The 15,758-nt window shown below is 56.0% G+C and carries 12 protein-coding genes; all 12 read right to left on the bottom strand.

Features of this window, described 5'->3' with window-relative positions; all coding sequences use genetic code 11:
• Positions 1-18: 18 nt before the first annotated feature.
• Complete coding sequence (locus QPL98_RS02060; protein WP_288034715.1) at positions 19-1,092, bottom strand: glycosyltransferase; 1,074 nt, start codon at positions 1,090-1,092, stop codon at positions 19-21.
• A 47-nt stretch (positions 1,093-1,139) separates the two neighbouring features.
• The gene (locus tag QPL98_RS02055; protein ID WP_303292528.1) at positions 1,140-2,282 is read right to left on the bottom strand and encodes an acyltransferase; all 1,143 of its coding nucleotides are present in this window, start codon (positions 2,280-2,282) and stop codon (positions 1,140-1,142) included.
• Positions 2,282-3,439 carry a glycosyltransferase family 2 protein gene (locus tag QPL98_RS02050; protein ID WP_303292527.1) on the bottom strand — a complete coding sequence of 386 codons (1,158 nt, stop codon included), beginning with the start codon at positions 3,437-3,439 and terminating at the stop codon, positions 2,282-2,284. Before QPL98_RS02050 ends, QPL98_RS02055 begins: the two co-directional genes overlap by 1 nt.
• Positions 3,436-4,335: an XrtA system polysaccharide deacetylase gene (locus tag QPL98_RS02045; protein ID WP_303292740.1), complete on the bottom strand. Its 900-nt coding sequence runs from the start codon at positions 4,333-4,335 to the stop codon at positions 3,436-3,438. The genes QPL98_RS02050 and QPL98_RS02045 overlap by 4 nt, the downstream gene beginning before the upstream one ends.
• A gap of 28 nt (positions 4,336-4,363) precedes the next feature.
• A complete protein-coding gene (locus QPL98_RS02040) occupies positions 4,364-5,596 on the bottom strand; it encodes an outer membrane beta-barrel protein (RefSeq protein WP_303292526.1) in 1,233 nt (410 codons plus the stop codon).
• 46 nt (positions 5,597-5,642) lie between these two features.
• Positions 5,643-6,548, bottom strand: a complete 906-nt coding sequence (locus QPL98_RS02035) for a polysaccharide biosynthesis protein (RefSeq protein ID WP_228223498.1) — start codon at positions 6,546-6,548, stop codon at positions 5,643-5,645.
• The gene (locus tag QPL98_RS02030; RefSeq protein ID WP_011785142.1) at positions 6,548-8,065 is read right to left on the bottom strand and encodes an XrtA system polysaccharide chain length determinant; all 1,518 of its coding nucleotides are present in this window, start codon (positions 8,063-8,065) and stop codon (positions 6,548-6,550) included. Before QPL98_RS02030 ends, QPL98_RS02035 begins: the two co-directional genes overlap by 1 nt.
• A gap of 39 nt (positions 8,066-8,104) precedes the next feature.
• On the bottom strand, positions 8,105-8,749 hold the full coding sequence (locus QPL98_RS02025) for an XrtA/PEP-CTERM system exopolysaccharide export protein (protein WP_023010390.1): 645 nt from the start codon (positions 8,747-8,749) through the stop codon (positions 8,105-8,107).
• A 64-nt stretch (positions 8,750-8,813) separates the two neighbouring features.
• Entirely contained in the window at positions 8,814-10,226 is a 1,413-nt protein-coding gene (locus tag QPL98_RS02020; protein ID WP_199453877.1) for a TIGR03013 family XrtA/PEP-CTERM system glycosyltransferase, read from the bottom strand.
• Between the two features lie 143 nt (positions 10,227-10,369).
• On the bottom strand, positions 10,370-11,848 hold the full coding sequence (prpD, locus tag QPL98_RS02015) for a 2-methylcitrate dehydratase (protein ID WP_303292525.1): 1,479 nt from the start codon (positions 11,846-11,848) through the stop codon (positions 10,370-10,372).
• Between the two features lie 33 nt (positions 11,849-11,881).
• The gene (gene prpF, locus QPL98_RS02010) at positions 11,882-13,060 is read right to left on the bottom strand and encodes a 2-methylaconitate cis-trans isomerase PrpF (protein ID WP_014421294.1); all 1,179 of its coding nucleotides are present in this window, start codon (positions 13,058-13,060) and stop codon (positions 11,882-11,884) included.
• A gap of 73 nt (positions 13,061-13,133) precedes the next feature.
• Positions 13,134-15,758 (bottom strand): Fe/S-dependent 2-methylisocitrate dehydratase AcnD, encoded by a 2,625-nt coding sequence (gene acnD / locus QPL98_RS02005; protein WP_303292524.1) that lies wholly within the window; start codon positions 15,756-15,758, stop codon positions 13,134-13,136.

Here is a 15,758-nt window from a genome sequence, read left to right as displayed (position 1 = left end):
GAAAAAAGAACAAAGCCTTCAAGATGCCACCACCCCGTTATATACGCGCAGATACTGTTCGGCCATTGATCTTGCAGACAACTCTCCGGAGACTTTATGAAAAGCGTGCTCAGTTTTCCGATGAGTGGCCTCTGTCTCGTTGAGCACGAGTTCTATGGCATCAACCAACTCTGAAGCAGGATCCGTTACCAGAACGCCGCTATCCCCTTCATCCAGAACAAACGGGATCTCGCCAACATCGGTAGATACAACGGGCAGGCGGACAGCCATCGCTTCGAGCAAGGTGATCGGCAAGCCCTCGGTAGACGAGGAAATAACCAAAGCAGACGAGCGCGCCATCAAAGCAGGCACATTGTCGCAATACCCGGGCAAGCAGACATCGCTGCCAAGACCGAGACGTGCAACCTGGTCTTCCAGATCCTTACGCAGCATTCCATCGCCAACAATCAGCAACCCAGCTTTAGGAGCAGATTGTTTGATCTCACGGAAGCTATCAATAAGATGACTGAAGCCCTTTTCGTTGGATAGACGACCAACCCCCAGAATCACCGGCTCATGGGTGCTAAAAAACTCTTCAAGCGCCTCTGGCAAGGGTTCAGTTGCCTTGCGCTGAGTGTCGTCTACCGCCAGTCCGTTTCTTATTGTCGTGAGGCGACGGGGACGAATCAGGCCCGTTGATAGTTCCTTCTTCATCGCCGCGCCAACCATGACCACTCCATCCAACCGACTGATCGCCAGTCGATCAAGCAATTCATATACCCACATCCTGGAAAAGCGAGGCGCGTGAACATACCCGTGCAAGGTACTCACAACCGGAACCTTCCGACTAAGCCGACCAAAGAGAGACATCAGAATATTGAACTTGTACCCGTGGGAATGCACCAGGTCGACACCCCAATGCTCGGCCCACTCACAGATTTTCCGAGTTTCCGGGTAGTTCAAGCCCGGAGTCATTCGCCAAACTACAAGCGGCAATCCCAGTTTCTCAGCCTCGATCTCAAGCGGCTTTTGGTGAATCCCTTGCTCACCCGCACTGAGAATCATGGGCTCCAGCCCCTGCTTGATTTGCTCTGCTACCAGAGCCAACAGCATTCGCTCTGCGCCGTACAGGCCGCCACTATCAATCAGGTGCAATACCTTCAACTGGAACGCTCCCTGGCCGCGAGGCTCTCCATTCCGGATGGATTACCCGCCTTCGGTGAGCGTCCAGGCTTGGCTCCCACTACCTCATAGCGGTGCTTTAATCGCAGGAATCGTTTTTCGAGGAAATGGTAAGACGCTGAGGCAAGCACACAACTGAGAATCACGCCAGCCAGGAGCTGTAACCACTCGGGGAGAAAATCCAGTTTGTCGCCGGCCTGAAGGCCCCATACATGCCAAAGATAGATCGGGTAGGATATAACTCCGAGATAGACCGACACAGGGTGATTCAACCAGCCCCAGAAAGCCCCTGAGCTGAGCCTGATCAATTGCAACAATAGAATCGAAAGTAGCAACGCATCAACCGTAAACGCCGGGCCGTAGGCATAATCGCCACTGCCGTACTCTTTTGACAGGAACAACAGGCCCAAGGGGATAAAAGGCATCCAGAACCGGCTGCTGATGCTATTGAACACAGACAGCCAACGCGGCTTTTGCGCCAGAAACGCCAAAAGGCATCCCAGAGCCAGATTATCAAAACGCGTATCAAACGCGTTGTAGGCGTAGGATGGTCCGTAGTTGAGGTAGGTATAGGAATAGGAGCGCCAGGCCAATACAACCAAACTGGCAATAATCAGGAAAGCAACCGCGTACTCCCGGCCGCGCCTCATCAGAAATACGAAAAGCATCGGCCAGATCAGATAGAACTGTTCTTCAATGGCCAGAGACCAAACATGCGCAATGGACGACGACGAATGTCCCTCCAGCGCGTTGTGGTAGTTCATAAAATAGAACAGGCCGGGGACTATGGCTTCTTTGATGTCGTCATTACCGCGGAACAAATCCCACGAAATCGATACCAGTAAGAAGGCGTAGTAAGCCGGGAAGATGCGAAGAGACCGGCGCATGTAAAACTTTCTGAAGGAAACGGTTCCTGTTTTTGCATGTTCCTTTAGCAGGAGCCAGGTAATCAAAAACCCACTCAGAACGAAGAAGCCAGCCACCCCATGGCGTGCCGAAAAGAACAGCGTGCCTACCCCTGAGTGAGCCAGCACCACTGCCATGACGGCAACCATTCGAAATCCATCAAGCCCGGGGAGTTTTTTCTCCTCCAGCAAGGCTTCCAGGTTGGGCAATGCCATTATCCCTTCCTTGGGTTCCAGACAACCTTCTTCTCGCCCTTGGCGAAGGCGACAAATGCCTTAAAGGACGCAAGGTTTAACAACACGAAGTAGTAAGGCAGGGCATAAATGGTAGAAAGCGATTGCCCCCGGCTCTCTTTTTGATAGCCCGCCCACGCGAAATAGAGAAACAGGCCGTACCCTATCGCGGCTAACGCATACAACCCTTTCACCGGCGCCAGGTAAAGGGCAGCAATCGCAAGGGTTATCATGGGTGCAAAGGCCGCGTAGCGCAGTAGCTTGTGGGAGATAAGCTGCCAGGCAAACACTGGATCGTTGGCCGGGCTCATGAGCTGTTTCATGTCTTTGAGCGCCCACAGGGCACGCAAGCTTACCCGCACCCGCATGCTGAATTCACTGCCCCCATCGCTTAACGCTTCTTCCTTAAGCAGCGCCCCAGGTTCATAAACAACGCGGTACCCCTGCTCAACCACTTTGAGTGGCTGAACAAAATCCGGCAACTGATCGGCATTCAGCTCGGAATGCAGTTCTTTACGCATGGCGTCAATGCCACCGTCAACGCCCACCACAGAGCCTACCAGAGTCTCCTGTGCCCTGAGCCAGTTCTCGTACTTCATGTAAGCACTGCAGCCGTCGCCAATTAGGGCGCCCTCCGGGTTCACGTAGACCATTTTTCCGGTTACGTAACCCACCGATGGGTCGTTGAAGTTACTCACCAGTGCTTTCAGGGCTTGTTGATCCCATTCGGAGTTGGCATCCGAAAACGCCAGAATATCCCCCTCCGCATGCTGCTTGAGCATGTTGAGCCCTGCGGTTTTACCCTGACGGGGTACCTGACGAAACAGTTTGACCGGGAAAGGCGCATCCGCGGCAACCGCCTGGACAATCTCGTCGGTTCCGTCCTCCGACTCATCGGAAACCACCAGGATTTCCAATTGCTCCCTGGGATAGTCCAACGCCAGCTTGTTCCTGAGCGTAGCCTCAATATCTTTAGCCTCGTTGTAGGCAGCGATAAGAATCGAGACTTTCGGCTGGTAAGCGCCGCTCTTGTTTACGGGCAAGGGGCGTGCGGATGCCAGCAGTCTGATACAGACGGGATAGCCGAAGTAGATGTAAGCCAACAACAGGAAAGATATCCAGAAAACTGCGACCATCATTCCATCCCTGCCACAGAACGAGAGCCTAGAGTGTTCGATAAGGGCTCAAGAACCCCTTCGCTTTCCAGAACCTGGCTCATGGTGGTAAACCGGAAATCAGACAGTAATCTGGCCAATCTCTGTTCACACACATCGAGATTGTTGTAATGGCGGAAGCGGGAGAACCACTTTACATCCAGGCGCGGCTGGCCCGGATCTACTTCCCAGGGGTGAAGGTAAAACACAAAAGGCCGTCCCTCCCGGTTAATGGAGCCCAGTCCGTATCGACTGAACCAGTAGGGGAAAAGCCGGAAATATCCACCACCAGCAATTGGAAGGGTGTAACCCGGCAACTTGAACGTGCTTAGCGGGAACTCCGCCAGCTCATAGCCTTTATCGGTGGTCAGTCGATGGGGCCAGCGTGGCGTGCCGGGCATGCCATAGCGATCGTGATGCACTGGAAAGATGGACGAATCCCAGGTAAACCCCTGCTCGGCAAGAATATCCAGCGCCCAACGCGATTGGTTAGTAATGGAGTAGCTGGCAGCGCGATAGCCTGTTACTGGTGCACCGAGAATGTCCTCAAGAATCACCTTCGATCGCCGGGTTTCTTCTTTGAAAACGTCCGGCGTCTGGTTATAAATCAGTTGATGACTGTAACCATGGCTGGCAACTTCATGGCCTTGAGCCGCAATCCGTTTCACCAGCTCTGGAGATCGCTCAGCGACCCACCCAAGGGTAAAAAAGGTCGCTTTTACATCTGCCCTCTCGAATAACGAGAGAATGCGATCTGTATTCGCTTCAACCCTATACTCCATGGAGGACCAGTCGTCGTAGCGAACAGCCTCTGCCAATGCAGCTACCTGAAAGTAGTCTTCCACATCAATGGTCAGGGCGTTCTGTATCGGTTCTTTCATGGCCATAGCCTCACACTTCCTGTGTTGATCAGCGCAGTCGGTATTCCAGACCAACCAACACCCAGTTCTCATCGTATTCCCGGCTGGAAACATCGCTGGACTTGGCGTCGTGCCCTACCCTGGCCAACAAACTCAAATCCCGGGTTGTCTGGTGTTTAGCCCCCAGAACGAGTCGGGCGACTTCGTCCTGGCTGTCGTCGCGTTCATAACTCAGGTGGTCGAAGCCCAGCGCCAGGTATCCGGTGGTCAGCTCCGAGATCTGGCGTGAATAGCGGGCATTAATACCGACTTTGTCCTCTCTCTCCTCGCTCTCAAGGTAATCCGAGCGATAGGCATAAAGGTCAATATTCAATGAGGAGGCATCGGAGAACTGCTTGTTGAGGCCGGTGGCCAGGGTGCTGTTTTCAACGGTAATGCTTTCACGGAGGTTGAATTCAAACTCACCGAAACGCAGGTCAAGCGTGGATGTGCGGTCTGTCAGCTCTCTTGAAGCATTCAGGTACCATTCGGTACTCGGATTGATTTGCCGGGTCAGGTTTATCTGGCCTACCAGCCCATCGCTCGACTGGTTGGTATTGGCGTAATCCGTTTCGATCTCACTCACGCCAACAGAACCGGAAAGAGACGTGGTCGCCCAACGGTTCTCGAAGGTGACCTGGGCACTGCTTACATCCACTTCTGCGCCGTAGTCGAATTCGGTTTCACTGTGGGAAATGCTCAGGCCACCTGTGAACGTTGAACTGAACAGGTGGTTCCAGGCGATGGACCCGGTATAGCGCTCGCTATCCGTTTCCTCAGGCTCTTCGTACTCGGTGTTGGCGTAGCGGGCAGAAAAGTTGAGCCAGTTGGTGTCATTCAGGCGCCAGAGGTACCTGGGGCCAGTGCTGAACACGTTTTTTCGGGTTCGGTTTTCCGGGGTGTCGCTCTGGCGGGTGTCCTGGTTCACTTCCCTCAGGTTGTTGTCCACTTCCCAGTAAAGCTGGTTGGCGAGCTCGCAATCGCCCTGGAAGTCCATTTCCGCGAAGCTCTCGCTGTCAAAGCTATCGTCCTGCCACCAGGAATACCTCAGAGTGCCCAGGAAATCAGCGTTGCAGCGCCCGGGATCTGTCTGGTAACCGGCGGTAAGGTAGGCACGGGTCTCGAAATCGCTGTCTTCATTCGTATCTGCTTTGCGGGCATTGTCGGTGAAGCGGCTGTCCAGCCCGAACGTGACCTCACTTTGCGCAAACACGGGGAACGAGCAGGCACCAGCCAGTAACATTACTGGTATTGCCTTTATTGCAACGGGTGTCCCTACCCTCTGCCGATCAGCCATTGATCACCGCTCCTACAAACTTGTCCGGATTGAAAGCCGTCGCAGCTTGTTCGGCCGTCGCCGCAGTGATCTTGCCGTGAGGTACCACCAGCATGGCGTAATCGCAGAGTTCGGTCAGAATGCGGGCATCCGGAGATTCGGATATCGGCGCCGTGTCCAGCACGATGAAACGGTCTGGATAGCGACGACGGATTGCCTGCAGGAATTGCTTCATCCGGAAGGAGGTAAAAAACTCGGCCGGTGTTTCACGGCGACTGCCCGCCGGAATCAGCCTCAGCCTGGGAATACCGGTCGGATAGAGAATCCGGGCAATGTCGTAATCCGGATCGTCCAGAAAATCTGTCAGCCCGGTCTCCGGCATCACATCCAGCGTGGAATGCAACGAGGGTTCACGCAGGTTGCAGTCGATGATCAAAGCCGTCTTGGCCTGATCAAAGGCAAAGGCTGCCGCAAGATTCAGGGCTACAAACGAGGAACCGGCACCAGAGCTGGCACCACTCACGACCAGCGTGAAGTTATTGCCTCCGGAAACCTCCAGCAGCTTGGTTCTCAGATCCCGGAAGCGGTTGACCAGCGCGCGGTTGCGGGACTCGGGATAGATAATCCGACGCTCGTCGAGGTCGTCCTGCGTGAGCCTTCTGGGCTCCTGCATACGCACGATCTGCTTACTGATAACGTATTTATCAACCGCGCCGGGGCCCAGTTCCAGAGAACTTGGCACCAGCATGCGAGAGTCTTCGTCATCCCGGAAATCCAGCTCTTGTTTCAAACGCTCCTTGCGCTTCAGCCAAAAGGAATGCTCTTCACTGCCCGCCGGGCTGCTGCCGGTTGTCTCATTGCCAGAATTCTGGGAACCCTCGGGATCAAATCCGGACCGATCATTTCGTTGTTCTGGCATCAGATCACTCCCATTTGAGCTAGCACAACGATGGTCACATACACTGTTACCGTGAGCACCGCGAAAATTCCGATCAGTAACGTAACCTTTCGATCCCGTCGCTTTTCATAGGGTGTTCGTACCTCCGGAATCTCAACAAGAACCGGCAAACCAATGTCTTCTTCCAGCTGCTTCCTGGCACGAATTCGGGGATCTACCTGTAGTAGACCCGCAACCGCTCCAAAGGGTGCCGCCAGCCCCAGGAACAACCCAGCCGCAGCAAACATGGAGAACTGGGGACCGGAGGGTGTGCGCGGGAACTGAGCGGTTTCATTGATGCGGTAGTTTAGCCCCTGCCCTTCAATGTCGAGATGCATGGAGACCCGCGCTTTTTCCCGGCGTTTGAGCAGGTCATCGTAAATCTCACGGTTCACTTCCATGTCGCGGGTGAGCTCAGAGTACTGGGCCTTGTTGGCCTGGATGCGCTCCATACGCTTTGCTTGCTGTTCCAGCAGACGGGAGAGCGAAGTAATTCTGGTATCCACGGTGGCCATATCCGCCCGAGTGGTAGAGAGGTTCGCCCGCAGTTCCTGGTAGAGCGGGTTAACGGCTTCTTCGCCCTCAAGTGAACTCACGTCGGTCGGCCGTTCTGCCGCCTGATCTCGTTGTTTGCGCAGTTCCGCCAGCTGTTCCCGGAGTATCACGATATCCGGGTAGGTATCGTGGTATTGCAGCCGCAGACTATCCAGGCGCTCTTCCAGGATCCGGATCCGCTCTCTGTAGGCATCCTCAGTTCGGCCTTGCGTGATCGTGGGCCGGATGCCTCCGAGCTGGCTCTGAAGGGAAGCCGCACGGGTTTCAAGTTCTTTTTTCTCGAGTTCGGCCAGTTCCAGCTGATTACGAAGCTGCGCCATGCGGGCATTGGCTTCCTGCTCCGTTCCATCGGTGTTTTCAGAGAGGAACTCCTTGAGCCGGTTCTCAGCCTGGGCCAGTTGCTGCTCGTAGCTTTTGACCTGTTTGTCGATGAAATCGTAGGCGTTGCGGCTTTCGGCCCGCTTACGGTCTTTGGTTTCTTCTATAAAGACCTGCCCCAGTTTCTGGGCAACGCGGAATGCTTCCATCTGGGAAGTGGAAGAAAAGCCAATACTGAAATAACTGTCGCCCCGGGGCCTGACCGACAAACCCGAGCGAATGTTCGCAATCCGGTACTCAAGTGCCGCCGGGTCAGAGGGCGCATCCGGATAAATTTCAGGATCCAAAGCCACTTTCTCGATCAGGCTCCGGCTCATCAGCAATTCTTTTGCAGCCGAGGTACGGTCGTTAATCTCCGTGGCCACGGCGCGCCCTTCCATCAACGGCGCAATGATGTTGCGGTCGTCTACGAAGATGATGGTCTCAGACTGATACTTATAGGGCCATACAAAGCCTGCTCCAAGCACAGCAAAACTGACAATCACAAACGCGAGGAACGCGAGGCCCTTCCGGCCCCGGACCTCGCGAATGATCTCCTGCGGTAACTGGGATAACGGTAATGCCATAACCTAACCCGCCTTCAGACCTTTTAGCTCTACAACCACTCAGAAACTGCGCTCTGGAATGGTAAGAATGTCACCCGGCCGCATGCCGTAGTTGGTTTCAACCCGGCCTTTGTTCAGGATGTCGTCCAGTTTTACGGGAATGGCAACCACCTCGCCCTCAAGCTTCCGATACAGCATGGCGTTGTTCAGCGCGGCAAACTCGTTCGCACCACCGGCATTCAGGAAGATATCCAGAACCGTCATGCCGCTCTGGTGAGGCACTGAAATGGGCTGGCGAACCGCACCGGTTACCCGCACCCGGTCTGTGAATTCATGGCTGCCCATGGAGGTCACAACCACACTCACCTGTGGCTCACGAATGTACTCAGTCAGGGAAGTACGAATGGAGCTGGCCAACTCTTCGGGCGTTCGGCCACTGGCCTGCACGTCGCCTACCAGCGGTACGGAGATCTTGCCGTCAGGCCGAACCGGAACGGAGATGCTGAGATCCTCGTTGCGCCACACAGAAACCCGTACGACATCGGTTGCGCCCAGTATGTACTGGTCCACGCTATCCCGGGTATCAACGGCCAATGCACGCTGGATCTGTTCTGAAGAGGAAGCGGAAGGGCCGGCACAACCCGTTGCCAAAGCTACCGCCATGAGGGACACAATAAGCCCTTGGATGAGATACTTCCGTGACATCTTTATTCCTCTCTTGTGAGGTCCGTGCTGTATTCCATGTTCCGGGAACAGCTGACTCCCGAAACTACCTTGATCCTTTTTTGAACAATACCACTTCTACTGTCTGAATTATAATCAACAGATCAAGAAGTAAACTCTGATTCTTGATGTAGTAGAGGTCGTAGCGCAGCTTTTCCCGGGTGTCCTCTTCGTTGTCTGCGTAGGCGAAACACAGCTGGGCCCAACCGGTCAGCCCGGGTTTTACCCGATGCCTTTCTGCATAAAACGGAATTTTCTCAGACAGCTGCTCAACAAACACCGGCCGTTCCGGCCTCGGGCCAACAAAGGCCATGGTGCCATTCAGTACATTAAAGATCTGTGGCAGCTCATCAATCCGCACCTTACGGATAAATTCGCCAACGCGTGTTACCCGAGTATCGTTCTTCCGAGCCCAGACCGCGCCGTTCTTTTCCGCGTCGGTAATCATGGACCGAAACTTGTGCACCTTGAACACCTGGTTGTTCAGACCTACCCGTTCCTGGCTGTAAATCACCGGTGCTTTCAATCCGTCTTCCAGTTTGATGGCGATGGCGGTGAGAATCATGATCGGGAACGTGGCCAGCAGAAGCGTACCGGAGGCCAGTACGTCCAGCGCCCGCTTGCCAACGCCATACACCGAAGAAACCGTGAATCCGTCAGAGAACACCAGCCAGCCGCGGGTGATCATCTCCAGAGCCACCTTACGGGATTCACGCTCGTAGAAGTTGGCACCATCGATAATGTGCACACCTTCCATTTTGCATTCCAGAAGGTCTTCCATCGGCAAGCCCCGACGGCGGTCGTCCACCGCAACCACAATCTCCCTCACCGGGTGTCGAAGTACGTAGTCATGCAAGGAGGTTGGAAGATTAATGAGGTACTGCTCATCCACTTCCACCGTGTCATCCGGCATGGGAACGAAGCCGTCCAGTGAAAAACCTTTACGGTTGAAGGGAGTGGTCAGGTCCTCGAACATCTGTTTTGCCCGGCGGCCGGCACCCAGCACCAGAACCCGGCGCTTGAAGCGGTCCTTGCCGACCACAGCAAAGAACACCATTCTGGCAATGCCCAGCGAAAATATCGCCAGCACAGTCGCCGATGTCAGTAACCCGAAGCTGCCCAGATACCAGAGCCAGTCATCAGCCACGAAATAGGCAAAGCCGTGCAGCGGTATGGCGAGAATCATGGCCATGATGGTGCGTAGCATCATGCCGGACATGCCTTCTTCCACACGAGACTGGTGCACGCCCAGGGCGATCATGACGATCAAATTGAACAACGCAAAGATCGTGATGGAAGGGAGGACAAAAACAAGATTATCGAGGAAGAATTCGAGCTCGCCGAAGAAGCGGAAAAACACCGCCAGTGCGAACGCAAGGCCCATGACGATCAGATCGATCAGGCCGAGAATAACAAAAGGTAAGTGTATATAGTGTCTGAACAACCTGACGTGGGCCACGTCGACTCCTTGTGCGGTTCACACTGCCTGTACTGCAAGCATCCTTTGCTACACACTGTAACAAACCGTTACGGGATTGTACGGCAATTCATTGAAACTGCAATGTGGGCCACTCGCCCATTTCGTTCAATTTTACAAATATTTTATAGTTGCGACACAAACTCGTGCACCGGCATCACCTCAAGCCGCCCCAGACTCCCACAACTGTCCATAATGGCGTCGCATTGCTGGGCAGGAAAGCGCGTCTGAAGATTGGCGCGGAATTTCTCCACCAGCAGCGGCATACCCTCCTCTCGCCGGCGCCGGTGCCCTATCGGGTATTCCACTGCAATCTTGTCGGTACTGGAGCCATCCTTGAAGAAAACCTGTATCGCATTGGCGATTGATCGTTTATCGGCCTCGAGGTATTCGCGGGTATATCGTTCATCCTCGATGACCTGCATTTTTTCTCTCAGGCGGTCGATTTCTGGATGGGCCTGGTGAAAGCTGTCTTCGTAATGCTCTGCCGTCAGGTTGCCAAAGATCAGTGGCACCGCCGTCATGTACTGCAGGCAGTGATCCCGGTCTGCGGGGTTGGCGAGCTTGCCCTGCTTGGAAATGATGCGAATAGCCGACTCGTGGGTAGTGATCTCTACGCGATCAATGTCGTCCAGTCGGCCCTTCACTTGCGGGTGCAGTGATACCGCTGCCTCGGCGGCGGTCTGGGCATGAAACTCTGCCGGAAACGAGATCTTGAACAAGATGTTTTCCATCACGTAGGAGCCGAAAGGCTGTGGTAATGCGAAGCTACGTGATGATTCAGGTTTCAGGGCCTGATCTCGATTGGTCTTGCTGAACAGGACGTCGTAGAAGCCCCATTGTGGCGCCGTCAGCACGCCGGGAATGCCCATCTCCCCTCGCATGGCAATATCTGCCAGGCGAACACCCCGGGAGGTGGCATCGCCTGCCGCCCAGGATTTACGGGATCCGGCGTTGGGCGCGTGGCGATAGGTGCGCAGGGCCTGGCCATCTATCCAGGCATGAGACAGCGCGGAGAGCATCTGTTCCCGGTTGGCGCCCATCAGTTTGGCACTGACGGCCGTCGACGCCACCTTCACCAGCACAACATGATCCAACCCTACCCGGTTAAAGGAGTTCTCAAGGGCAAGTACACCCTGAATTTCATGGGCCAGAATCATGGCCTCAAGAACGGCCTTCATGGCCAATGGCGCCTGGCCATTGGCAACGCGCTTCTGCGAGAGGTGATCGGCAACCGCAAGAATGGCGCCAAGATTATCGGAGGGGTGGCCCCATTCGGCCGCCAGCCAGGTATCGTTGTAATCCAGCCAGCGGACGATACAGCCAATGTCCCAGGCGGCTTTCACCGGGTCCAGGCGGTATGGAGTGCCAGGCACCCGGGCGCCGTGGGGAACGATCGTGCCTTCCACCAGCGGGCCCAGGTGTTTGGTGCATTCCGGAAAACGCAACGCCAGCAAACCGCAGCCCAGGGTGTCCATCAGGCAATAACGGGCGGTTTCCCAGGCTTCTTCGCTTTCTATGCAGTAATCAAGAGCATAGTCGGCGATTTGTTGCAGTATGTCGTCGTAGTCCGGGCGTTCGTTGAGATCGTAAGTGGCAGACATATTACGGCCCTCCTGTCCCAACTATAGGAGCCATCAGAAGCTGTCGCCAGGTACCCTCACCCAACCTTCCATGATAATCCGCGCACTGCGGCTCATGATCGCCTTGGTGGCAGTCCACTGACCATTTACTTCCTTCGCTTCCGCCCCCACCCGAAGGGTTCCGGACGGATGACCGAAAGTCACATGGGTACGGTCTCCGCCGCCAGCCGCCAGATTAACCAGCGTGCCGGGAATTGCAGACGCCGTTGCAATAGCCACCGCCGCCGTACCCATCATGGCGTGGTGCAGCTTGCCCATGGACAGCGCCCGAACCAGCACATCAATATCGGCGGCATTGATCTGTTTACCGCTGGAAGACACATAATCCGAAGGTTTGGCCACAAACGCCACTTTCGGAGTGTGCTGGCGACTGGCAGCTTCCGCGATATCCGAGATCAGTCCCATTTTCACCGCGCCATGGGCGCGAATGGTTTCGAACATGGCCAGCGCCTTGGGGTCGCTGTTGATGTCATTCTGCAGCTCGGTGCCCTTGTAGCCAATGTCTTCGGCATTGATGAAAATGGTCGGGATACCGGCATTGATCATGGTGGCATTCAGGGTGCCGACACCCGGCACTTCCAGCTCATCCACCAGATTACCCGTGGGGAACATGGCCCCTTCGCCATCGGCCGGGTCCATAAACTCGATCTGGACTTCTGCCGCCGGGAAGGTCACGCCATCCAGTTCAAAATCACCGGTTTCCTGCACTTCACCGTTGGTGATGGGCACGTGGGCCACGATGGTTTTGCGGATGTTGGCCTGCCAGATACGAACGGTACAGATGCCGTTTTCAGGAATACGCTCTTTGGCCACAAAGCCGCCGTTAATGGCGAATGCGCCTACGGCGGCGGTGAGATTGCCGCAGTTACCACTCCAGTCAACAAAGGGTTTGTCGATGGAGACCTGACCGAACAGATAATCGACGTCGTGATCCGGTTGCGTGGGCGCTGCCAGGATTACCGATTTACTGGTGCTGGAGGTTGCATTACCGAGGCCGTCGATCTGCTTTTCGTAGGGATCGGGGCTACCAATTACACGCAGCAAAAGCTTGTCTCGCGCTTCACCGGGTACCTGGCAGGCTTCGGGCAGATCCTGCAGGCGGAAGAATACGCCTTTACTGGTACCTCCACGCATGTAGGTGGCAGGAATACGAACTTGGGGAGCAAAACTCATTGAGCGAGCCTCACTTGAATGAATGTTTCAGGCGGGAGCCAGGAACAACTCCCGCCTGACCTTGCCATGGCGATCAGGCTGCGCTTTCAGACGCCAGGAAATCCTGGGCAAAGCGCTGCAGTACGCCACCGGCAGAGTACACGGTGACTTCTTCCGCGGTATCCAGACGACAGATCACCGGCACCCGGTCCACGTCACCACTCTTGCGGTGAATGACCAGTTCCAGCTTGGCGCCGGGGGCGGGCTTGCCTTCCACGTCGTAGGTCTCGGTACCATCCAGCTGAAGCGTGTGGCGCGTGGTGCCTTCTTCGAACTGCAGCGGCATCACACCCATACCGATCAGGTTGGTGCGGTGAATCCGCTCGAAGCCTTCGGCGACGATGGTCTCTACACCTGCAAGGGCAACACCCTTGGCCGCCCAGTCACGGGAAGAACCCTGCCCGTAGTCTGCACCGGCAATGATGATCAGCGGCTGCTTGCGTTCCATGTAGGTTTCAATGGCTTCCCACATGCGCATGGTCTTGCCTTCCGGCTCCACACGGGCCAGGGAACCCTGCACCACTTCCCCGTTTTCGTCCCGGACCATTTCGTTGAACAGTTTCGGGTTGGCCAGGGTCGCTCGCTGGGCAGTCAGGTGGTCACCACGGTGGGTGGCGTAGGAGTTGAAGTCTTCCTCCGGCAGGCCCATCTTGTGCAGGTACTCACCGGCAGCCGAGTCCATCATGATGGCGTTGGATGGCGACAGGTGGTCTGTGGTGATGTTGTCCGGCAGGATCGCCAGCGGGCGCATACCCTTGAGCGCGCGCTCAGCGGCCATGGTGCCTTCCCAGTATGGCGGCCGACGGATGTAGGTGGACTGCGGGCGCCACTCGTACAACGGGCTCTTGGCCTGCTCGGCTTCATCCAGATTGAACATCGGGATGTACACCTGCTTGAACTGCTCCGGCTTCACGTATTCGCCGACAATGCGGTCGATTTCTTCATCAGACGGCCACAGGTCTTTCAGGGTGACGGGGTTGCCATCCTTGTCGTAGCCCAGGGCGTCCTGTTCAATATCGAACCGAACGGTACCGGCGATGGCGTAGGCGACAACCAGCGGCGGTGACGCCAGGAAGGCCTGTTTCGCGTATGGGTGAATCCGGCCATCGAAGTTCCGGTTACCAGAGAGAACGGCGGTGGAATACAGGTCCCGATCAATGATCTCCTGCTGTATTTTCGGGTCCAGAGCGCCAGACATGCCGTTACAGGTGGTGCAGGCATAGGCCACGATACCGAAACCCAGTTTCTCCAGTTCTGGTAACAAACCGGCTTCTTCCAGGTACAGGCGGGCCACTTTGGATCCCGGTGCAAAGGAAGATTTTACCCAGGGTTTGCGCACCAGCCCCAGCTCGTTGGCTTTCTTGGCCAGCAGGCCAGCCGCCACCACGTTGCGGGGGTTGGAGGTGTTGGTGCAGGAGGTAATGGCAGCGATGATGACTGCGCCATCCGGCATCAGGCCCTTCTTCTCTTCTTCCAGTGCCTTATCCAGATTCACGGCAATGCCGCGATCGTGCAGATCGGACGTGGCGACACGGCGGTGCGGGTTGGACGGGCCGGCCACGTTACGGACCACGGTAGACAGATCAAACTCAAGCACGCGCTCGTACTGAGCCCCGGTCATCTCGCTGGCCCACAGGCCGGTTTCCTTGGCGTACTTCTCAACCAGGTCTACCTGCTCTGGCTCACGACCGGTCAGCTTCAGGTAGTCGACGGTCTGCTCGTCGATGTAGAACATCGCGGCCGTAGCACCGTATTCCGGGGTCATGTTGGAAATGGTGGCGCGGTCGCCGATGGTCAGGCTCGACGCACCTTCGCCGAAGAATTCCAGGTAGGCGCCGACCACGCGCTCCTTACGCAGGAACTCGGTAATCGCCAAAACAATATCGGTGGCGGTGATGCCCGGCTGGCGCTTGCCAGTCAGCTTCACACCCACGATATCCGGCAGACGCATCATGGACGGACGGCCCAGCATCACAGTTTCCGCTTCCAGACCGCCCACGCCAACGGCGATAACACCCAACGCATCAATGTGCGGCGTATGGCTGTCGGTGCCCACACAGGTATCCGGGAAGGCAATCGGGTGACCGTCTTCATCCGGGCGGTTCTGAATCACCGGCGACATCTTCTCCAGATTGATCTGGTGCATGATGCCGTTACCGGCCGGAATCACGTCCACATTCTTGAATGCGGTGCGGGTCCAGTTGATGAAGTGAAAACGATCTTCGTTACGGCGGTCTTCGATGGCGCGGTTCTTTTCGAAGGCATCCGGGTCAAAACCCGGGGCTTCAACGGCCAGGGAATGGTCAACAATCAGCTGGGTCTGAACCACCGGGTTGACTTTGGAGGGATCACCACCCTTCTCGGCAATGGCATCACGCAGGCCGGCCAGGTCCACCAGGGCGGTCTGGCCCAGGATGTCATGGCACACCACCCGCGCCGGATACCAGGGGAAATCCAGGTCGCGGCGACGCTCAATCAGCTGCTTGAGGGAATCAGTCAGGGACTCCGCATCGCAACGGCGCACCAGCTGCTCCGCCAGAATCTTGGAGGTATAAGGCAGCTTGGCGTAAGCGCCAGGCTGGATGTCTTCTACCGCCTGGCGCGTATCGTAGTATTTCAGTTCCGTGCCCGGCAGGGCTTTACGGTATTGGGTATTCAT

It is taken from the genome of Marinobacter sp. ST-43 (assembly GCF_030541085.1).
In the GTDB taxonomy this organism is placed as follows: domain Bacteria; phylum Pseudomonadota; class Gammaproteobacteria; order Pseudomonadales; family Oleiphilaceae; genus Marinobacter; species Marinobacter nauticus.
Note: the sequence above shows the minus strand (reverse complement) of the source record. Positions and strands in the feature narration are given on the sequence as shown.